Source organism: Gelidibacter mesophilus DSM 14095 (genome assembly GCF_000423005.1).
Taxonomy (GTDB): domain Bacteria; phylum Bacteroidota; class Bacteroidia; order Flavobacteriales; family Flavobacteriaceae; genus Gelidibacter; species Gelidibacter mesophilus.
Genome location: NZ_AUHD01000005.1, coordinates 347,644 through 367,830, shown reverse-complemented (window position 1 = coordinate 367,830; position 20,187 = coordinate 347,644). Strand labels below are relative to the sequence as shown.

17 protein-coding genes are annotated in these 20,187 nt (G+C 36.9%); 12 read left to right on the top strand and 5 right to left on the bottom strand.

Annotation, left to right across the window (positions count from 1 at the left end; genetic code table 11):
* Nucleotides 1–153: 153 nt before the first annotated feature.
* The 3 genes from G525_RS20495 to G525_RS0106845 all read left to right on the top strand — a co-directional run bounded on the left by G525_RS20495 (nucleotide 154) and on the right by G525_RS0106845 (nucleotide 3,716).
* Nucleotides 154–2,256: a beta-N-acetylhexosaminidase gene (locus tag G525_RS20495; RefSeq protein ID WP_051209840.1), complete on the top strand. Its 2,103-nt coding sequence runs from the start codon at nucleotides 154–156 to the stop codon at nucleotides 2,254–2,256.
* A 144-nt stretch (nucleotides 2,257–2,400) separates the two neighbouring features.
* Nucleotides 2,401–2,892: a YdcF family protein gene (locus tag G525_RS0106850; RefSeq protein ID WP_035479182.1), complete on the top strand. Its 492-nt coding sequence runs from the start codon at nucleotides 2,401–2,403 to the stop codon at nucleotides 2,890–2,892.
* Nucleotides 2,893–3,092: 200 nt separating this feature from the next.
* Nucleotides 3,093–3,716 carry a hypothetical protein gene (locus tag G525_RS0106845; RefSeq protein WP_051209839.1) on the top strand — a complete coding sequence of 208 codons (624 nt, stop codon included), beginning with the start codon at nucleotides 3,093–3,095 and terminating at the stop codon, nucleotides 3,714–3,716.
* A 106-nt stretch (nucleotides 3,717–3,822) separates the two neighbouring features.
* Here the strand turns inward: G525_RS0106845 and G525_RS0106840 are convergent, their stop codons facing one another.
* Nucleotides 3,823–6,108 carry a beta-N-acetylhexosaminidase gene (locus tag G525_RS0106840; protein ID WP_084647721.1) on the bottom strand — a complete coding sequence of 762 codons (2,286 nt, stop codon included), beginning with the start codon at nucleotides 6,106–6,108 and terminating at the stop codon, nucleotides 3,823–3,825.
* Between the two features lie 133 nt (nucleotides 6,109–6,241).
* On the opposite strand from G525_RS0106840, the gene G525_RS0106835 reads away from it, so the two are divergent.
* The gene (locus tag G525_RS0106835) at nucleotides 6,242–6,835 is read left to right on the top strand and encodes a hypothetical protein (RefSeq protein WP_027125492.1); all 594 of its coding nucleotides are present in this window, start codon (nucleotides 6,242–6,244) and stop codon (nucleotides 6,833–6,835) included.
* An 84-nt stretch (nucleotides 6,836–6,919) separates the two neighbouring features.
* Here G525_RS0106835 and G525_RS0106830 read toward each other — a convergent pair whose 3' ends face one another.
* Entirely contained in the window at nucleotides 6,920–8,161 is a 1,242-nt protein-coding gene (locus G525_RS0106830; RefSeq protein WP_342662740.1) for a class I SAM-dependent rRNA methyltransferase, read from the bottom strand.
* A 288-nt stretch (nucleotides 8,162–8,449) separates the two neighbouring features.
* Here G525_RS0106830 and G525_RS0106825 point away from each other — a divergent pair, with 288 nt between their 5' ends.
* From G525_RS0106825 to G525_RS0106795, 7 genes are all read left to right on the top strand, one after another.
* Nucleotides 8,450–8,695 carry an AbrB/MazE/SpoVT family DNA-binding domain-containing protein gene (locus G525_RS0106825; protein WP_027125490.1) on the top strand — a complete coding sequence of 82 codons (246 nt, stop codon included), beginning with the start codon at nucleotides 8,450–8,452 and terminating at the stop codon, nucleotides 8,693–8,695.
* Nucleotides 8,686–9,009, top strand: a complete 324-nt coding sequence (locus G525_RS0106820) for a type II toxin-antitoxin system PemK/MazF family toxin (protein WP_027125489.1) — start codon at nucleotides 8,686–8,688, stop codon at nucleotides 9,007–9,009. Before G525_RS0106825 ends, G525_RS0106820 begins: the two co-directional genes overlap by 10 nt.
* Nucleotides 9,010–9,096: 87 nt before the next feature.
* Nucleotides 9,097–9,843 (top strand): hypothetical protein, encoded by a 747-nt coding sequence (locus tag G525_RS0106815; protein ID WP_245577744.1) that lies wholly within the window; start codon nucleotides 9,097–9,099, stop codon nucleotides 9,841–9,843.
* Between the two features lie 32 nt (nucleotides 9,844–9,875).
* Nucleotides 9,876–10,298 (top strand): hypothetical protein, encoded by a 423-nt coding sequence (locus G525_RS0106810; protein ID WP_027125487.1) that lies wholly within the window; start codon nucleotides 9,876–9,878, stop codon nucleotides 10,296–10,298.
* A gap of 515 nt (nucleotides 10,299–10,813) precedes the next feature.
* On the top strand, nucleotides 10,814–12,718 hold the full coding sequence (locus G525_RS0106805; protein ID WP_027125486.1) for a S9 family peptidase: 1,905 nt from the start codon (nucleotides 10,814–10,816) through the stop codon (nucleotides 12,716–12,718).
* A gap of 54 nt (nucleotides 12,719–12,772) precedes the next feature.
* On the top strand, nucleotides 12,773–14,857 hold the full coding sequence (locus G525_RS20490) for a S9 family peptidase (RefSeq protein ID WP_084647724.1): 2,085 nt from the start codon (nucleotides 12,773–12,775) through the stop codon (nucleotides 14,855–14,857).
* A 198-nt stretch (nucleotides 14,858–15,055) separates the two neighbouring features.
* The gene (locus tag G525_RS0106795; RefSeq protein WP_027125485.1) at nucleotides 15,056–15,571 is read left to right on the top strand and encodes a DUF3124 domain-containing protein; all 516 of its coding nucleotides are present in this window, start codon (nucleotides 15,056–15,058) and stop codon (nucleotides 15,569–15,571) included.
* 35 nt (nucleotides 15,572–15,606) lie between these two features.
* Here the strand turns inward: G525_RS0106795 and G525_RS0106790 are convergent, their stop codons facing one another.
* Complete coding sequence (locus tag G525_RS0106790; protein WP_027125484.1) at nucleotides 15,607–16,470, bottom strand: formate/nitrite transporter family protein; 864 nt, start codon at nucleotides 16,468–16,470, stop codon at nucleotides 15,607–15,609.
* Between the two features lie 243 nt (nucleotides 16,471–16,713).
* Between G525_RS0106790 and G525_RS0106785 the strand changes: the two genes are divergently transcribed.
* The gene (locus G525_RS0106785) at nucleotides 16,714–17,142 is read left to right on the top strand and encodes an FKBP-type peptidyl-prolyl cis-trans isomerase (protein WP_027125483.1); all 429 of its coding nucleotides are present in this window, start codon (nucleotides 16,714–16,716) and stop codon (nucleotides 17,140–17,142) included.
* 107 nt (nucleotides 17,143–17,249) lie between these two features.
* On the opposite strand, the gene G525_RS0106780 is transcribed toward G525_RS0106785, so the two are convergent.
* Complete coding sequence (locus G525_RS0106780; protein WP_027125482.1) at nucleotides 17,250–18,605, bottom strand: UDP-N-acetylmuramate--L-alanine ligase; 1,356 nt, start codon at nucleotides 18,603–18,605, stop codon at nucleotides 17,250–17,252.
* Between the two features lie 274 nt (nucleotides 18,606–18,879).
* Nucleotides 18,880–19,833 carry a tetratricopeptide repeat protein gene (locus tag G525_RS0106775; RefSeq protein ID WP_035479241.1) on the bottom strand — a complete coding sequence of 318 codons (954 nt, stop codon included), beginning with the start codon at nucleotides 19,831–19,833 and terminating at the stop codon, nucleotides 18,880–18,882.
* Between the last annotated feature and the right edge of the window lie 354 nt (nucleotides 19,834–20,187).

Genomic DNA, 20,187 nt, shown 5'->3' with positions numbered 1-20,187 from the left:
TTTTTCCATAGATTTATGCAAAATTCAAAATTATCTCTAGGAGATAATCTATAAACTCAATAAGCACCTTGTCTAACATTTGATTTTTTTGCTTATGACAGTGTTTATAAACCTGAAAACGAATTACTTATTTTACAATCACCATTCCTTAACATGAAAAGACTTAATGACATTCTGAAAATCAACATATGTGTACTCATTTTATTTGCTTCTACACTTCAACTGTTTTCACAGGTAACCACACTAAAAGTCATCCCAGAAGTACAGTCCTTTGTCGCTAGCAACAGAAACTATGCTTTACCTACATCAATAGAAATAAAGGTAAATACCAGCAAAAATGACAGCCTGATGCAAATTGCCAATCAGCTAAAAGAGGAATTGAACAGCATGTTTCAAATCAAGGCAAACATAGCATCCACCTCAGCAATAAAAGCAGCTTCAAATAATGAAATTCTCTTAACTTACAGCACTACGACTCTTAAAAACGAGGAGGCTTATACCCTAGATTTAAATCCCAGCACAGGAGTCACTATTGAAGGCGCTTCTAGAAACGGTGTGTTTTGGGCCACGCGTACGCTTTTACAACTTACTGAAAACCATAAAAACGCAATCCCTTCTGGATTAATAACAGATTATCCTGATTATCCAAATCGTGGATTTATGTTAGATGTTGGAAGAAAATTTTTTACTATCGATTATTTAAGAGATTATGTAAAGATTCTCTCCTACTATAAAATGAATGAATTTCACGTGCATCTCAATGACAATGCCTTTAAATCATATTCTGACAATGACTGGTCAAAAACCTATGCTGCCTTTCGATTGGAAAGTGACATCTACCCTGGTTTGGCCGCAGAAGATGGGCATTATACAAAAGAACAATTTCGCAACTTGCAACGTTTAGGCATGCAATACGGAGTCAATGTGATCCCTGAAATAGATATTCCTGCACACGCGTTGGCGTTTACACGCTATAATCCAGAGTTGAAAGCCTCGGCACCATATGCTGATGATCATTTAGATATACTTAATGATGAAAAGCTTCCTGTTATATATGATTTCTTTGATAGACTTTTTGATGAATACATTAAAGGGGATAATCCCGTTTTTATCGGACCGGATGTACACATTGGCACCGATGAGTATATTAAAGAAGGCAAAGGTAGAGATGTGGATAATCACCAAGCAAAGCGATTTCGTGAGTTCACCAATCACTACCTAAATTACATTGCCGATTCAGGTAAGACCCCTCGTCTTTGGGGTGGGTTAGAGTGGCTGAAAGACGATCCATTAACTGAAGTAAAACCAGTTGGGAATGCGATAATGAACGCATGGAGCAAGGATTGGGTCAATGCCGAGAAAATGCTTGATGATGGTTTCGAAATAATTTCTACACCAGACACGTGGTTGTATATTGTTCCTACGGCAGGATACTATAGAGATTTCTTAGATATTCAGTGGATTTACTCCAATTACAGACCAGAAAAAGTGAATACTGTCCTCACATTGCCTGACTTTCAACAAGGACTTTTAGGCTCCACTTTTGCAGTCTGGAATGATGTCTCTGGAAATGGAATTTCTCAATTGGATGTTCACTATCGCACCATGCCTGCTGTAAAAGCACTAGGCACCAAAAACTGGAAAGTAGCTCCTAGTAAAACATTCGAAGCCTACCAGCTATTGGCCGATACTTCTTCTGACGGGCCTAAAATAAACTTAAGTGGAAGTTATACTGACGATGAATTAAACAAAATAGCCTCAAAAGTAGGCACAACAGCCATTCGATTTAATGGTAAGAAAGAGCTGATTTTAGGGGGAACAAACTTAGGCTACAATTATGATGTGTCCTTTGATATTAAGCCCAAAAGTGACAATAAAAAGGATGCGATTCTTTTCCAAAGCAACTATGGAACTATGACCTTAAATACAAAAGGCTCCGGAAAACTAGGATTTTCACGTGACGGCTATACCTATATATTTAATTTTATACCTCAAAACGACAGCTGGCAAACCCTTCGTTTAGTAGGCGATTATAAAAGTGTGACGCTTTATGTTGATGGTGAAGAAAAAGAACATTTAACGGCGTACAAAAAAACAGAAGGTTTGCCAAACGGATTCAATTATCAACAAACATTGACATTCCCACTAGAGAAAATAGGAGATTCTAAAAATGGATTTTCAGGGGAAATTAGAAATTTAAAATTATCCTTTATGAATCCTCAAGAAGTAAGAGAACTATTAAATAAAAAAGAATAAGGTCACTTGCCAACACCTTAGAATTTAAGGACCTGAAATTTTTCATGAACTTTTTAGGGGTTTTAATTTTGTAGTTAGTTAACCTTTTGTCTCTATCAAGTATGACAAACCGTATTTAACTTTGAGCTAACCAATTCCATAATCATGAAAAAACACATTTTGATAGTTTTGGGTAGTCCTAATTCACCTTCAGGAGAATTAAGTGAGATCTCAATAAGCAGATTGGATTCTTGTATTAATCGTTATGAGGAGGGAAACCTCATACTCTGCACGGGTGGATGGGGATCACATTTTAACACCTCAGAACATGCGCACGCCTCTTTTGCAAAACATTATCTCACTGGAAAAGGAATTATAGAAGAAAATTTTCTAGATTTTGCTTTGTCATCAAACACCGTTGAAGACGCTGTAAAAGCTAAAGCGATCCTATCTAAATTAGAAAATATTAAGCTAACAATAATCACTTCCGATTACCATCTCAATAGAGTGAAGCTAATTTTCAACGAAATATTGGAAAATTATACGATGGATTTTATTGGAGTGGAAAGCAATTTGGATAAAGTAGCCTATAATGCTCTTGTACAACACGAAGAAAAAGCAATTAACGCTATTCTTCAAAATGGGCTTTATTATTGATGCCGATGGGTAAATAGATGAAATTTTCGCCACTTTAGATGTCTCTTCAAAATTCGCAGTGAACATTCACAACGCCACAAATCATACCATCCTCATTGTTATCACAGTGCTGAGTATGGCCAAATTAAAGTTTTATAGGACATGTTGTCCATCTAATTTTAATCTCTAAATTAGTCACTCAAATCCACAATCACTTTTTTATGCGCGCACATTCCCCAAACGTCCGTGGGTCTTCTTTTAGAAGCGTATTTTCAGGAATTATCTTAGGCGTTATTTGTATCCATCTCAGTTTTGGACAAGAGTTACAGGACGGGCAAAAGCGATGGAGTTCAGACAACAAACTTACTTTAGACGATTTCAAGATTAAAGTGAGCGATGCCAATAATGAAGTTGCCTATAGTCAGTTTATGATTACCCACGCCATTGGCGGATTGGACTTTATGAAGAAGAATATGAATCAAAAAGTTGGGAATATCTTTTTGGGAAATGCCTCATATATGGACACGACAAAAGTTGAGGATATCCAAAACCAAATTGACTTTCAACAAATGCAATTTGACCTCGCCGAAATTCAAGCTCGAAAGTTCAGAAAAAGAGTCCTAAAAGATATAGGCCAACTCACAAAAGGCTTTGATATCGTTAATAAAATCAATAATGAAATCATGGCAGAACTTACGGAAACGCGAATGGCCTTAATAACAGAAACAGATTCTGGAAGAAATGAAGAAAAATTAGCGGAATGGAAAGAAAAAATAACCAGTCAATTAAAAGAATTGGACGAATTTAGGTTTGAGAATAAAGAGAAAATAAAATTGAAGGAATAAAATCCTCATCATAGTCGCTGTTTTAAAACCAACCATAACTAAATATTTTTTAGAGAAAAAACTCTCCTTCATAACCGTGTGATACTATACGAATACTAACGGACTTCTATTTTACCGAAACCTCATCAACAAACAGCCAAGCATCTCCACTTCGGATATGCCATTCTGGTAGTGTGCCTCTATTTTTCGCCGTGATTTTAATATATGAGATATTCTGTTTCTCAAAATCAGTTTCTATCCTTTTAATAATTGGATCCCTCTTCTGAATGGTTTCCAAGGCTTGGCTGTAAACCGTTTGATACTCCTTGCCATCTTTTGAAATGGCAATAGTGACTTCAGTCGGTAACATCACGGACGTAGAAGCCAGATGCTGAAAAAAGTTTAACCCAATATATGACAAGGCATTAGGTTTTCCCAAATCAATAATAACCTCAAAATCCTTTTGAGGAAGTCCCTGCCAATTGGGATCATCACCACGTGGTGTTGCATACTTATTGTCCAATAAAGCCCGATCCCCACCGCCGCTATAACTGGCATCATAAGAATTAGTGTAGGTCACCTTAGTGTTCTCTGTAAAACTTGTAGAGAACAACTTTTTTAACGGAAACCCAATAGCTTCACCCTTTCTAAATGTTTGTGCATGTAAATCAATTGGATCGGTAAAACGGATGGGTTTTGAATAGTTTTCCGAAGTCATTGATGGTACAGAACCATCTAATGTGTATCTGATATCATAGATGCCCAGTTCATTATTTAACTCAAGCACAAATTCTTTGTTGGCATTATCATAAGTGGCTTTATAATCGGGAGCAAGCGCACTCCATGCAAAATTATAACCCAATGCGTTTAATCTATCAAAATGAAGATCCATCTTTTTAATAAAGTCTTGTTCATTCTTCTGGTCTGGACCCGTCCAAAGTGCTTCAGAAAGCGCAGAGAGCCTTGGCAGCATCATACATTGAACATGGGATAATGATTTAATTTGTTCCGTCCATAGATTGGCCTGTCCACCTAAAATATGATGCCTCTTATCCGCTGCAATATCTTCAGGAATCGGATTGAAATTATACACCTTAAGCAAGTTATTATAACCACCCCACGATGGTGGCTCAAATTCACTTGTCCCTTGATTATAGTCAAAATACAAGGGTGAACCTGGCGACATAACCACATCATGACCTGCGTTGGCCGCTTCAATACCACCTTCAAAGCCTCTCCAGGACATTACGGCCGCTCTTTCCGGGATGCCGCCTTCCAATATTTCATCCCAACCAATGAGCTTTCTGTCTTTAGAATCCACAAATTCCTCCATCCGCTTTACAAAATAGCTTTGCAGTTCTTCGCCACTTTTTAAATTTTCATCGCGCATCCTTTTTTGACATCTTTTACAATTCAACCAGGCCTCCTTCCCTACTTCATCACCACCAATATGCAGATATTCGTACGGAAATAATTCTACCACTTCATCAATAATATTCTGTAAAAACTCAAAGGAGCCATCATTACCTGCGCAGTAAACCCCTGTGTTTTCGGTATCCTCACAAATGAATTCAGGATAACACTGTAAAGCGGCTTCTGAATGTCCTGGCATTTCAATCTCTGGAATCACATCAATATAGCGCTCGGCAGCATAGGCCACAATTTCTTTAATATCGTCTTTGGTGTAAAAACCGCCGTACACGTCACCTTCACTATCTTTATAAGTAGCTTCAAAGTCTTCCCATGGTTTTTTATATTCCTTGACCTTTCTCCAAGCCCCTTTTTTGGTCAATTCTGGATATTTGTCAATTTGAATTCGCCATCCAATACCATCCACCAAATGCCAATGGAGCTTGTTCATTTTGTGCATAGCCAAAATATCAATGACTTTTTTAACCGAATCCTTTTCCATAAAATGACGCGACACATCCAGCATCATGCCTCTATAACCAAACTCAGGCCCATCTTTAATGTTGACAAAATTAAGGACAGGCTTTTTTATGATCGTTTTTGGAGTCAGTAATTGTTTCAAGGTTTGTATACCATAAAAGACACCTTGGTAGGAGTTTCCTTGGATTAAAATACCGGTTTTAGAAACTTCCAGTTGATAGGCTTCTTTATCAGTTTTGTCGTCGTTCACCATTAATTGGATGGCATTTGCTTGAGATTCTGATGACACTTTTAGGTTCAAATTAAAATTCGTATCTAAAAACGAGTTCAGTCCAGCAGCAATCAGCTGACCTTCTTTTGAGTCCTTTACAACGATAGTGGTGTTTTCTGTAATTGAAAACGTGCCTTCTTGATAGTTTATAAAATTTGGCTGTGGAATAATACCGGTTTTTTCAACAGTTTCCTTTTTACAGGAAAACACAATAAAAAACATACAAAAAAATAGGGATTTGAAAAATCTCATGGTTTTAAAACTAAAAGTGGCAGAGGTTATTTAATAGGGTCAAGATAATTAAATTTCTCAAGAGAACTGGAATTTCACTGTACTGTTTGCCATAAGTTTCGTAACTTATGCAGTCCATATAAAAAAATCAATTATGAAAAATTTATTTCTTCTTTCAGTTCTAGTTTGTTTTTCGTCTGCCATAGGTCAATCCAAGGTACCATCAGCAGAAAGTCAAATTAAGACCGCACTTTATGCCTGCCCTGAAACATTTCAAGACGGTGCAAAAATTTTAGGCTACAACCAAAAAGGAGAACTCATCACCTTACGTGAGGGTAACAACGGCATGGTCTGCTTAGCGGATAATCCGGATAAAGATAGAATAAGTGTTTCTTGCTATAGCGATAAATTGGAAGTCTATATGGCGAGAGGTCGTGAGTTGCTTGCTGAAGGAAAAACTGAAATGGAGAAACGAGAGGCGCGCAAAATTGAAATCGACGCAGGAACATTGGTAATGCCAAAAGAGCCGGCTGCGGTTTATGTGGTGACTGCAACACAGGAAGATCTCGATTTTGAAACTGGTGAATTAAAAAATAGTAAAATCAGATATGTATTATACAAGCCTTACATGAGTGCTGCCGAAACCGGATTGCCTACTCAACCGGCCTTGCCAGGAATGCCATGGTTGATGGAGGCTGATACCCATCGTTCGCATATTATGATCACACCACCAGCGGAGAAGCAATAACTTACTAAAGAATATTCTTTTTAAACGCGAGATAATTAAGCAAAAGCATTTTCTATAATAAGCTGAAACCCTAGTTTCCGATCATCACTTGAATTTATAATAGCCACATTTTAAATAGGCACCTTCCTTAAAAGAAATAGGATGATCACTGTCGTGGTAGGTTTTATCTTGGGTTGTAAATTTCCGTCCAGAAGATCGAAGGGCCGCTTCATTGATCTCGAAGAAATCGTCAGCCACCACACGTGATGAGCAGGATGCCAAAACTAAGATCCCTTTAGCGGAGACCAATTGCGCACCTAACCGTGCCAATTGCCCGTATTTATGTTTTGCGGTGGCCACCTCCTTTTGACTTTTCGCAAAAGATGGCGGATCGATGACTACCACATCATAGGTTTTTCCTTCTTCCACCAATTGTTCAAGAATCAAGAACGCATCGCCAGCAAGGGTCACATGGTTGTCTACATATCCATTTAAAGCAGCATTTGATGTGGCCAGTTCTAATGCTTGTTTGCTAATGTCAACGCTGGTCACTTCGTTCGCACCACCGGCTAAGGCGTGTACTGAAAATCCGCCTGCATAGGAAAACACATCCAAAACTGTTTTACCCTTAGCTAAAACGCCTACGCGTTTTCGGTTTTCGCGATGGTCTAAAAAATAACCGGTTTTATGGCCTTTGATAACATTGGCGGTAAACAGAACGCCGTGTTCTACAAATTCCACTTCTTCATTTTCCAATTCTCCATATAACACCATGCCGTCCTGCAAATCAAAATGATTATTTGCCTGAAGGTTTCGGCTGAGGCGTAAAACTACTGTTTCACATCCTGAAACGGCAATCAATAATTCCAAAATATCTTTTAGATAAGGGAACCAAATGGCGGAATATAATTTAACCACCAACACATTTGCGTAAACATCGGCAATAAATCCTGGGAAGCCGTCATTTTCACCAAACAACAACCGATAACTATTGGTATTCGTTTTTAAAAGCGGTTCTCGTGATGCGTAGGCCTCGTTTATTTTTTCTGAGAAAAATGCGCTATCAATGTTTTTCCCACTGTAATAATGAAGCATTTTAATTTGGATTGGCGAGTCCGGATCATACAGGCCAACGCCATAAACGTCATTTGATTTTTGACGGAATAAAATGGCAATATCACCCGCATTTCCGGGTTTATTTATTTTCTCAATATTTTTGGAGAACACCCACGGATGCGCAATTTGCATCACCAACTTTTCAGCTGCTGGATTTAATTTAACGGCTAAGCGTTGGACTTTGATATCGGGAAGGTCGTAGTGGAACATAGGCATGGAAAAAGTATACAAATTTAGCCTTTTAAGCAGGATTTCATCGGAGACCTCTGTTATTATTTTTTAAAGACAAAAAATGATTAATATAAAAACAATGTTTTACTGCCACCTTTGAGATTCTTTAAACAGCTAATAAAACACGAGTATATTCATGCATCTTTATTGTGACCTATAACCAAAGGCATTATAGAAATAATGAAAACAAGCGTTATATTGATGGTTTTATATACTAATGGCGTTTAATACTGAAAAATTTGCGGATTACACTATTTGTGATAACTTTGTAATTACAAAAGTAAAATTATGGAAATAGCTATTATAAAAATCGGAAATTCAAAAGGTTTACGTTTAAGTAAAACTGTTTTAGAAAAGTATAACATACATGACAAAGTCGAAATGATTTTAGAAAAAGGACATATAATCCTCAAGCCAATTAGTACTCCGAGAAAAAATTGGGAAAAAGAATTTGAAGAAATGCGAGATAATAATGATGACCGTTTATTATTCAATGATGTTTTCGAGGAAGAAAATTTTGAGGAATGGAATTAGAACAGTATTCAATTGTACTTGTAAATCTTGACCCAACTATTGGAAGCGAAATTAAAAAAACAAGGCCTTGTGTTATTATTTCACCCAACGAGATTAACAAATTTTTAAGGACCATTGTAGTTGCACCAATGACAAAGAACATGAATCATTATCCGACCAGAATTAAGGTAAAGCACAACGGAAAAAAGGGAATGATTGCAATTGACCAAATTCGTACAATTGACAAATCTCGAGTATTAAAAACGTTTGACCAACTGTCGACATCTGACATACAAAAATGTAAAGATATAATAAGAGAAACCTATGTAGATTAAATGGAATTTTTTTGTCAATAGCGAAAACTCCTTATGGCAACATTTTAACTGAAAAAACAATGCAGATCTTCAACAAGCAGTTCAACGTTGGAACAATTTAATCTTATACTATTTAGCACATTAATTGCAAAAACAACACAAAATAACATCTTGAAACATCGATTTTATAATAAGTCAAAAAGTGAGCAAAATAAAATCCAAAGTGTCATCGTTCTTTCTGCATTGGCAATTAAACTTTTATCAATTTTTCTGTCTTGGAAAACTGGAATTTATCTAATTGCAATTTTCACTTTTCCAATCGTTCTTTCCTTAATCGCATCATTTATCGACACACCTTCGATGAAAAAAAGCGGAAGACTAATTTATTATTCGCCTCTTTTTATAACCGAAAAGCCAAAAAATGACATTATAACTATACACGGTGGAACTCTGTTCGATTATGTTTTCGTAATTAATAAAAAAATGACTGGAAAACAAAGTACTGATTTCATCATACAGCAATATTTGGAAGGATTATTGAGCATGATAGAAACATACGAGGATACGAAAAATAGTGATTTAAGAATTTGTGGAACAAGCTACATTATCAACCAAAGGACAGCGGAAAGGATTGGTTTAAAAATCGTGAAAACCGATTATTTCCAAAAAATGATTCTGCTTTATAATTATTTCAATATTTTTATTTCTAATTCAATTGCTAAAAATAAAATTGCGTTTCCAAATTTGAACAAGACCAAAACATTTGAGACAGATTTAAAAACTTTAATTGAACATAAAGTATATATAGCTCAATTGAACCAAAAATTAGAAAGTTCTATTGCAAAAAAAGTATAACAAAATAGGGATGTTTACTAAAACACTATAATATGAAAAGTATCTTCAGCATAATTTTTATAGCGATTATAACTTTGGGATGCTCCTATGACAATGATGACCATCCGATTAATTGTGACTTTAAAACCATAATAAGTCCAGAGGAGTACATAAACGCTCCTTCAGCGGCTTTATCCATTAATAGTTTAGAAATTGTAAATGATTGTCTCATCATTAACTATAGCTCTAGTGGATGTGATGGGAAAAGCTGGGAAGTTAAATTAATCGATTCCGGAGAACTAATGGAATCCAATCCACCTCAAAGAAATTTAAGACTGTCTCTGAAAAATAATGAAGAATGTTTCGCCATTATTTCCAAAGAATCCTCCTTCGACATTTCTAACTTAAAAATCAAAGGGAATAAGGTTATTTTGAACATCACCAACACTGACGATAAAATTAGTTATGACTATTAACAACGAAAATACATGACCTACAACACGAATAGTATCCGATCGAAAAAATTTTATTTGCGACTTTTTATATGTATCGTAGTCTTTTTAATTGCTCATACGATATTCTCGGACTGGGACCATTTTAAAGCTGGCCTGTTTAGTGGTTTCCATATTTAAGTACGCTTTTGACCAGCATCCGATAAAATAAATAACATCTTCTGATGGAAATTGAGTGTCCCACATTAGTCTTTGTTAAATACGTTGTGAGCTGATCAGTATAGAAACTTTATCTTTATATAATTTCTAATCCTATTTGAAAAGCCAATACAATCGACTTTAATTCATTTCACGAGACTGTTAAATGCTTTTAATTAGGGCAATTTCTGTGCCTAACCAAAAGTAATTTAATAGATTTATAGTCTTTAATAGAAAATGGAAAACAGCGTCATTACATAACATTTTTTCTTACAAATTAGTCATGAAAAAATCAGAACTTAAATCCAATAAAAAGATTCCAATTATAAATAAGAACCCTTATGAAAAATGCACTCCTAATTATATGTTTAATGTTGAGTAGTAGTTTAATGATCGCACAACAAAAAATGCCTCCTGAACTCTTATGGAAAGTAGAACGCCTAAGTGTTATGGGGCTGGACAAAGATGTTTCCACCATTTTTATTGAAGTCAAAACGCCCAATATCAAAGAGAACAATTATGACTCCAAATACTATAAAATGCCGATTACAGGCGGAGATTTAGTGGAGATTAAAAAGGAAGATGCCACGGCTAAAGACAAAAACTTGTCACCTGATGGAAACTACAAATTGTTTCATAAGGAAGTTCCTATTGAAGCTATAAAAGGAACAGACCTCTATAAAGATCTTGATAAATCTGATGTCTATATTTTTTCTGATTTAGACATCCGCCATTGGGACACGTGGCAAGATGGCAGTTACAACCACTTATTCTTTAAAAAAGCGGAAACCGACGATGCTGACGGTACGGACATTATGCCCAACGAACCTTTTCACACACCACAACGACCATTTGGAGGTGATGAAGATTATATCTGGTCGCCAGACAGTAAAAACATCTATTACGTTAGCAAAAAACTAAAAGGCAAAGCCTACGCTACCAGTACAAATACAGATATTTATAAATACAATCTCGATTCTAAATCCACCGAAAACATCACCAAAGAAAACAAAGGCTATGATACCAATCCTGCTTTTTCTTCTGAAGGCGCTTTAGCTTGGTTACAAATGAAAACCGATGGTTATGAAGCCGATAAAAATGATATTGTAGTATTGAACAATGGCGTTAAACAGAATTTAACCGAAAGATGGGATGGTACAGTCAATAGTTTTTTATGGAGTAAGGACGGCAACGAGATTTATTTTACAGCGCCGGTTGACGGAACCATTCAGCTGTTTAAAGTAAATTATCCGGGCAGAAAAAGTATCGCACCAGTTGTGGAACAATTGTCAGAAGGCCAGTTTGATATTACCAGCATCATTGCCCAAAAAGATAACACGCTCTTGGTGACCCGAACCGATATGAACCATGCTGCCGAAATTTTCAGTTTTAATATAAAGGACAAAAGCTTAAAGCAACTGACCAATATCAACAAGGACTTATATAGCAGTATCGATTTGCCAAAAGTTGAAAAACGCTATGTCACTACCACCGACGGCAAACAAATGTTGGTCTGGGTTATTTTACCCCCTAATTTTGATGCTTCCAAAAAATATCCAACTTTATTATACGCACAAGGAGGGCCGCAATCGGCACTCTCCCAATTTTATTCCTACCGTTGGAATTTCCAACTAATGGCTTCGCAAGGTTATATCGTGGTCGCACCAAACCGTCGCGGCATGCCAGGTCACGGGGTGGAATGGAACGAAGCCATCAGTAAAGATTGGGGTGGACAAGTGATGGACGATTACCTATCAGCCATTGACGACCTTGCCAAAGAACCGTATGTAGATAATGATCGCTTGGGTGCCATTGGCGCTAGTTATGGCGGCTATTCTGTATTTTATTTAGCAGGGATTCACGAAAAACGCTTTAAAACCTTTATTTCCCACGATGGCGTTTTTGATACCCGAAGCATGTACGGTACTACCGAGGAATTATTTTTCGTCAACCATGATTTTGGTGGCGCCTATTGGGAAAAAAACAACACCACACTGAAAGCCTATAACGAGTTTAATCCTATCTACAAAGTTTCACAATGGGATACGCCGATTTTAATCATCCAAGGCGGAAAGGATTACCGTGTCCCTATTGAGCAAGGGTTGAGTGCTTTTCAAGCGGCACAGTTGAGAGGTATTAAAAGCAAATTGGTTTATTTCCCTGAAGAAAATCACTGGGTCTTAAAACCTCAAAATGCTTTGGTATGGCAAAGTGAGTTTTTTAAGTGGCTCAAAGAAACGCTTTAAGCCTTTTATCCATTTTAAATAGTATTACTATATATTCAAATTAACATGATTCGAATGAATTTTAGATCTTCAAAGACAAGCACGCCATTATTTTTCGCAGCATTATTTTTAATGAGCGTAATTTCGAGCAGCGCTCAAGATAAAATAAAAAATATGCCAGGATACGATCAGTATCAAAAAATGGCATCGCAATATTTTAGCGCTGTGCCGCGACTATCGTCACATATTGAATGGAGCGCCGACGGAAAAACAGTCACTTATGTGGACAATGACACTGCGCATACTTTTGATGTCAAACAAAAAAAGGTCATCAAATCTGAAGATTATAAACCGGCGCCAAGAATTCCTTATAACAGAGGAAACAGACCTGCGCGTGGAAGACAATACGCATCGGCGATGTCTCCTGACAACAGTTTAAAAGCCTTTACAAAAGATAGAAACATGTACATCAGCAATCCTGATGATTCTAACGTGATAGCAATTACCAATGACGGCAATGAGGAAAATCAGGTAAAATACGGCATCGCAACATGGGTTTACGGCGAAGAGCTGGGTCAAAACACCGCCATGTGGTGGTCTCCTGACAGTAAGAAAGTTGCTTTTTATCGCTTTGAAGAAAAAGATGCCAAAAAGTATTATGTGCTTTATCATCAAACAAAAATACAAGACTCGGTTGAAATAGAAGCCTATCCTAAAGTGGGCGCTAAAAACTTACCAGTCGATTTAATGGTGTATGATTTAGAAACAAAAAAAACGGTCACTCTTGACACACGTGATGGCAAACCTTTTAATGATGGCGCCATCGGCACGTATTTATATGATATAGAATGGACCCCTGACGGGAAAGAATTGCTTTTTCATAGCACCAATCGGAAGCAGGATATCATGGAGTTAAAAGCAGCCAATCCTTTGACGGGAGAAACCAGAGTTGTCGTTAGAGAGGAATGGCTCCATAGTTTTACTGAAAATTCACCAGAATTCTATAAGCTAAAAGACAAACAGCATTTTATTTGGGCTTCTGAGCGGAGTGGTTTTAAAAACTATTACTTATATAATTTCAGCGGAAAATTAGTCAATACACTAACCAATCATGATTTTGAAGTCCAACGCATTGTTGAAGTTGATGAAGCCAAAAAACTTGTCTACTATATGGCGGCCAGTGGTGACAATCATATGAAAATGCAATTGCATCGGGTTAAATTTGACGGTTCAAACGATGTCCGATTAACAGATCCAGCTTACAACCATGCTGTCAATTTATCGCCTACCGGTAAACATTTTATAGATATTGCACAAACTCATAACATACCTCCTTTCATGAATCTTGTCGACGACAAAGGAAAAGTGGTTGCAGAACTTTTAAAAACCGATTTGTCTAAATTCAATGAGCTGGGCTATAAAACTGTTGAAGCTTTTGAATTCACTTCGGCTGATGGCGTCACCAAATTGCACGGCGTGATTCATTTTCCATCGCAGTTTGATCCCTCAAAAAAATATCCATTATTATTGAACAATTATGGTGGCCCAGGAGTCAACGCTTTTTCCGAAAATTTTCAGCTTCCAAATCGTTTGACTGAATACGGGTTCTTAGTGGTTAGTGTGGATGGTAGAAATGTTGGTGGACGCGGAAAAAGAATGCTTGATAAATTATATGGGAATTTGGGAATTGTAGAAATGGACGATTTTGCCGAAGGCATAAAATCATTGTACGACCGTCCTTATTTTGATAAAACCAAAGTTGGTGTTTATGGCACTTCTTACGGAGGAACAACAGCGGCTATGAGTTTATTGAGATTCCCTGAGGTTTATCATGCTGCGGTAGCAAATTCAGCCGTAACCGACTGGAGAAACTATGACAATATCTATACGGAGCGTTATATGAACCTATTGGAAAACAATCTGGAAGGTTACGAAGCCTCAAGTTTAATGAACTATGCCAACGATTTAAAAGGCGAATTAATGATCTTTTATGGTACAAACGACAATAACGTGCACCCGGCAAATTCATTGCAGTTGATTCAAGCTTTACAAAAAGCAGAAAAAAGTTTTGAGGTACAAGTAGGTCCTGATCAAGGGCATACTGCTGTGAACACGAGCAGAATGATGGAGTTTTTTATTCAACATTTAGTTTTGGAATAGAGAGAAGTTTGAAGTGGGAAGGTTGCTGCATGAAGTGGGAAGTTGGAAGGGCAATAATTGAAGCGCGTGGTCTGAAAGCTGAAGACTGATACCCAAGAAATGCGGACGGATAACTCATGAGTGATGACTTAAAAAACACATTTCTTCATTATATTTGCTATGCTACAGTTTCGTAAATCTGTTTAATCTATATTGCTCATGAAATATTCAACACCTCTTATTCTTCTATTTTTAAGCCTAATTATGGCATGCGATCAAAAAACTCAAAAAGAACAAAGGGATTTGATATCTACAGATCATACCATAGAACGACCAACGACAAAAACGGATAGCAACTATACTAGAAAGAAAGTGTACGTGCCCGTTTATTCTGATATTTACCAACGGACACGCAACGAAAGGACCTTGCTCACCTCAACTTTGAGCATTCATAATACCAGCGAAACCGATACCCTATATATAAGCCGGATTGATTATTATAATACTGAAGGAAAATTGGTCAGAAAATATATAGAATCCCCCATTTTTCTCAACACTTTTGAAACTTTAGAATATGTTGTGGATGAAGAAGATAAAACGGGTGGTTCGGGCGCTAATTTCGTAATTGAATGGTATGGCAATGAAAAACTCAATCCGCTTTTTCAAGCAGTCATGATTGGTGGTTTGGGCAACAAATCGTTTTCATTTACTACGGAAGGCGTTGCCATTTTTTAAGTAGCTTCTCAGTGAATCTTCTATATCCGATTTGATTACCTATCAACCTCTGGTTCTGCGCTATAGTTGTATTCAAAAACGCGATATTTAAAGAGTCCTACAACAATGGCACCCCCAATGCCATTACCGATTAAGGCTATCAATAAAAAAAGAAGATAATCGGTCAATGCTATGTCACTAGAGTGCAAAAACGCACCAAATACTTCTATACTTCCCACGATACTATGGTGGAATCCAAGAAATCCAATGGTGCCGGTAATCATGGTAATTATAACAATCCGTGTTAATATTTCCGTGGTACTATTCATGAGCCAAGTTAACAGTCCCATCAGCCAACCCGCCAAAATTGCACTTAATAGAATCAGCCAGTAGTCATGTCCAAGGACGTGACTACCGATGGCGATCATGACCTCTGGATTGAAAATACCGAGTTCTGATGCTAAAGTGTTAATGCTCAAAACAAATACGATACCTCCTACCACGTTTCCTAAAATAACGATGCCCCAAATTTGTAACATTTCCCAAATGGAACGTTGTCCGTTAAGTACGGGTAACGCTAAGACAGAAGTTTGCTCAGTAAATAGGGCGGATTTACCTAAAACAACAAGTATAAATCCTAATGGATACACCAAACCGAACATTCTAAAGATGACAATATCATCAACGGACCCCTGCAAAAGAAAAAACAATGCGCAAATCATAACGTAACTGAAGCCTATTTCAAGTCCCGCAATACTGGCACTGAAAAAGATGGCCTTTTTCTTGATTTTAAAAATCGCCTCCCCTTCATGAATAACCCTGCTTAGTATTTCAGTATATCCCTTAGATTGTTCCAGGTTATTTGAAATCTCTTCTAAATCCTTTTGATGTTCTTGTTGATCTTTATTTTCTTCTTTCATAGCAAGTCGCAGTTTGCGCTTAAGACAGCAAAATTACAATTAATTTGAATTCTTGAGGTCGTAAACTTAGGTATACAATGGTCTTGAAAGTCAATTTTTTACACTCCAAGATTATGTCCAAATCTTACAAAATAGTACTTTACGTTAAGCTTTTCTTAATAAACACCTATTAAAACGTCAAAACCTTGGCATTCACTATATAAATCATAATTTTGTATTTGATAATAACATTAAATAGAATTTATGAGTCAAGTAAAGAAGAATAATACGGTAAAAGTACATTACACAGGAAAATTAACCAACGGACAGGTCTTTGACAGTTCATTGGAACGTGAGCCATTAGAAGTGACTATTGGTGAAGGAAAATTGATTCCGGGTTTTGAAAACGCCCTTCTTGATATGCAAGTGAACGATAAAAAAACAGTTGAAATTGCCAAGGAAGAAGCTTATGGCGATATTCAAAAAGAACTATTTCATCAAGTAACAAAAGACCAATTGCCACAAGAAATCCAACCAGAAGTTGGGATGGGATTAGCATCTAAAGGTCCTGATGGAACAGAGCACCAGTTTAGAGTTGTTGAAGTAAAAGATGATCATATTATAGTGGATGGCAACCATCCATTAGCTGGTCAAGATTTAGTTTTTGAACTAGAATTGGTTGAGATCAAATAAAACAAAGCACACAGTATTAAAAAGCCATTTACGCAGCGTGAATGGCTTTTTTTTTATGCATTATTACAAATTTGAATACTAGTTTTTTTATCTGTAAGACTATAAAATTAAACCATTAAATTCTTCACTTCCTCAAAATCCAATCCGCCATAAGTACCAGAACTCATCAAGAGCAGCACTTTATTATCAAAATTTTGCGAAAACAGAAAGTTCTTAAGATCGTCAGGATTTGTATAAATAATCAAATCGTCACGTTCAAAGGCAGTGGCAATTTGTTCTTGGCTTACTTCTTTCAGTTTTTTAATTTCTACCGCATGTGGCGAATAAAATACAACAGCAACATCTGCAGCATCTAAAGTACCTTTATATTCCTTTAAGAAATCGGCATTTAGACTGCTGTAAGTGTGCAGCTCCAAACAAGCAACAACAGTTCTATCAGGAAACTGCTCTTTAACCGCATTGGTAGTGGCTTCAACTTTACTTGGCGAATGCGCAAAGTCCTTATAGGCAATGCTGTTCATTCCCTCTCCTATTTTCTCCAAACGCTTACTGGCGCCTTTAAAACTGGCGATGGCCTCATAGAAATCGTCTTCATCCACACCCATGTGTTGACAAATCCATTTGGCACCTGCAAGATTATTTAAATTATGCTTTCCAAAAACTTCAATTGGCAAGGGTCCTTCGGGAGTTTCCAAAAGTGTTTCGCCATTTACCACAGAATATTCTGGCGTATGGTAAGGTAGTTTTCGGATGGTATTTTCTGAAGCTTCCACAACCCGTTTCACTTCTAAATCTTCTTCATTATAAGTGATACTTCCGCCTTTGACAATACTATCCACAAAAATCTTGAATTGCTCCACATAGCCTTCAAATGTCGGAAACACATTAATATGATCCCAAGCAATCCCGCTCAACAATGCTATATTAGATTGATACAAATGGAATTTTGGTCGTCTGTCAATTGGCGAACTTAGATATTCATCTCCTTCCAAAACAATAAAATCATTATCATCCGTCAATTTAACCATCACATCAAAACCTTCCAACTGGGCGCCTACCATATAATCCACATCTCTGTCATGATATTGCATCACATGTAAAATCATGGAGGTGATGGTCGTTTTTCCGTGACTCCCACCAATAACTACACGGGTTTTGTGTTTGGATTGTTCATATAGAAATTCTGGGTAGCTATAAATTTTCAAACCCAATTCCTGCGCTCTTAAAAGTTCAGGATTATCGGCCTTGGCATGCATTCCCAAAACGATGGCATCAATTGTTGCATTAATTTTTTCAGGAAACCAGCCAACACTTTCCGGGAGTAAACCTTTCTGCTTTAATCTTGTCCTTGATGGCTCATAAATTTCATCATCACTTCCTGTTACCTGATAACCTTTATTGTGTAAAGCTATGGCAAGATTGTGCATAGCACTGCCACCAATAGCTATAAAATGTACGTTCATAGTTTAATTTTGAAGAATTCAAAGATAGTTTTTTTGATGCGAATTGCGAATGATTTATGTGGGTTTTGAAGGTGGATAGGTGCTTCACATTGTTTCGCAGAGTTGCGCGGAGGACCATGGAGTTGCGCAGAGGTTTCTTTTGAGAAATTTACGTTGCCACGAATTCACGAATGTTTGTCCATCCCCTTTCACGATGGCTTTAGTCGGCTCTAGGGCATCTGTTTTAAAACTTTTTCAGGAACTCTAGAATATTATTCGTGTATTCGTGGCTCAACTAAAGTTTTAAAATAGCCGATTTCTCGGTCTTGAAATCTTCATTTTTTGGCAATTCAGCAAGAGCGAGATCAATGTGCTTTAAAGCATCATTCTTATTTTGTTGCTGTTTGTAAATCTGCGCCAATCGGTAGTTTGCCCATGCTTTTGGCACATCATCTTCCGCTGAATAATTAGTGATATATATTCGGAGAGATTTTTCGCCTTTGTCCAATTGCGTATTATAGTCCGCGGTCAACTTCCCTATTTGATAATTTAAGTCATTATTACCGTGCATGATCTGAGCAGCTTCCATATTGGCTATCGCTTTATCAGGTTGCTTTTGAGCGACATATAAATTGGTCAGCTTCTCATAACAAGTTAACGATCCGCCTTCAATAACGGCAAGCTTATAGTACTTTTCTGCTATCTCTGGCGACTTATCATATTCATAAATATATCCTTTCGCCAAATAGCCATCCACTTTTGATAGGTTCTGCAACTCATCGGCATATTTCAGTGATTTACTCATGCTACCACCAATTATTCCAGGCAATTGCATATACAATTCCACCAATGCCCATCGGGTGTCAATATGTTTAGGGTCAAGCTCAGCTGCAGTTATAAATGCCTGCTTTACATCACCAATTATCCCAAGTGCTTTCATTTTATTAACCGACAAGGCCTTCATCCCCAAAGCGCCACCATATTTATAATGATAGTTGGCAGTTTTGGGACTGAGATCCACTAGTTTCTTATAATTTTCAATAGCATCATCCCATTTTTTCTGATGTCCATAGGCATCTCCCAAAAGCTCAATCCCTTTGGCGTCGTTTGGATAGTTTTTGACATAGATTTCCATAAGTCCCTGTGCTTTCGAAAACTGATTATTAGCGAAAAGCTGTTCGGTTTTTTGAAAATCAGTCTGCCCTATGGCAACTATATAGAAAAAGAAAAAATAGATAAAAAATCTCATAATGAAGTTTCTGAATTCAAAAATAAACAATCTCATGCATTGTTATCTCATCTTATTTAACGCATTTAAATTATAAACCCTAATCGACATTAGTAAAAATCAAAATTCTCCACCCGTCAGACTCCTTGTCTTAATTCTTGATTTTCAAAGCGAAGCGGTCTTGATTCTTTTCTTGTACATTAATAAAGTGGTATGGTATTGTTTTTGTAAAAGAATAAAAAGTAATAAAGTTAACTTCATAATTCGTTAACTTCACTCAATCAAACGTAGGTCTGACACATTTCGTCTTTTATATAAGACGCTAACACAGTAGCTTTCGTGAAAATTCTATTTAAGGATTTAAATTTATTCAAA

What these genes read in the sequence shown, in the direction of transcription:
- G525_RS20495 (WP_051209840.1), top strand. Translation starts at nt 154, where the DNA reads ATGAAAAGACTTAATGACATTCTGAAAATCAACATATGTGTACTCATT.
- G525_RS0106850 (WP_035479182.1), top strand. Translation starts at nt 2,401, where the DNA reads ATGAAAAAACACATTTTGATAGTTTTGGGTAGTCCTAATTCACCTTCA.
- G525_RS0106845 (WP_051209839.1), top strand. Translation starts at nt 3,093, where the DNA reads ATGCGCGCACATTCCCCAAACGTCCGTGGGTCTTCTTTTAGAAGCGTA.
- G525_RS0106840 (WP_084647721.1), bottom strand. Translation starts at nt 6,108, where the DNA reads ATGAGATTTTTCAAATCCCTATTTTTTTGTATGTTTTTTATTGTGTTT.
- G525_RS0106835 (WP_027125492.1), top strand. Translation starts at nt 6,242, where the DNA reads ATGAAAAATTTATTTCTTCTTTCAGTTCTAGTTTGTTTTTCGTCTGCC.
- G525_RS0106825 (WP_027125490.1), top strand. Translation starts at nt 8,450, where the DNA reads ATGGAAATAGCTATTATAAAAATCGGAAATTCAAAAGGTTTACGTTTA.
- G525_RS0106820 (WP_027125489.1), top strand. Translation starts at nt 8,686, where the DNA reads ATGGAATTAGAACAGTATTCAATTGTACTTGTAAATCTTGACCCAACT.
- G525_RS0106810 (WP_027125487.1), top strand. Translation starts at nt 9,876, where the DNA reads ATGAAAAGTATCTTCAGCATAATTTTTATAGCGATTATAACTTTGGGA.
- G525_RS0106805 (WP_027125486.1), top strand. Translation starts at nt 10,814, where the DNA reads ATGAAAAATGCACTCCTAATTATATGTTTAATGTTGAGTAGTAGTTTA.
- G525_RS20490 (WP_084647724.1), top strand. Translation starts at nt 12,773, where the DNA reads ATGAATTTTAGATCTTCAAAGACAAGCACGCCATTATTTTTCGCAGCA.
- G525_RS0106795 (WP_027125485.1), top strand. Translation starts at nt 15,056, where the DNA reads ATGAAATATTCAACACCTCTTATTCTTCTATTTTTAAGCCTAATTATG.
- G525_RS0106790 (WP_027125484.1), bottom strand. Translation starts at nt 16,470, where the DNA reads ATGAAAGAAGAAAATAAAGATCAACAAGAACATCAAAAGGATTTAGAA.
- G525_RS0106785 (WP_027125483.1), top strand. Translation starts at nt 16,714, where the DNA reads ATGAGTCAAGTAAAGAAGAATAATACGGTAAAAGTACATTACACAGGA.
- G525_RS0106780 (WP_027125482.1), bottom strand. Translation starts at nt 18,605, where the DNA reads ATGAACGTACATTTTATAGCTATTGGTGGCAGTGCTATGCACAATCTT.
- G525_RS0106775 (WP_035479241.1), bottom strand. Translation starts at nt 19,833, where the DNA reads ATGAGATTTTTTATCTATTTTTTCTTTTTCTATATAGTTGCCATAGGG.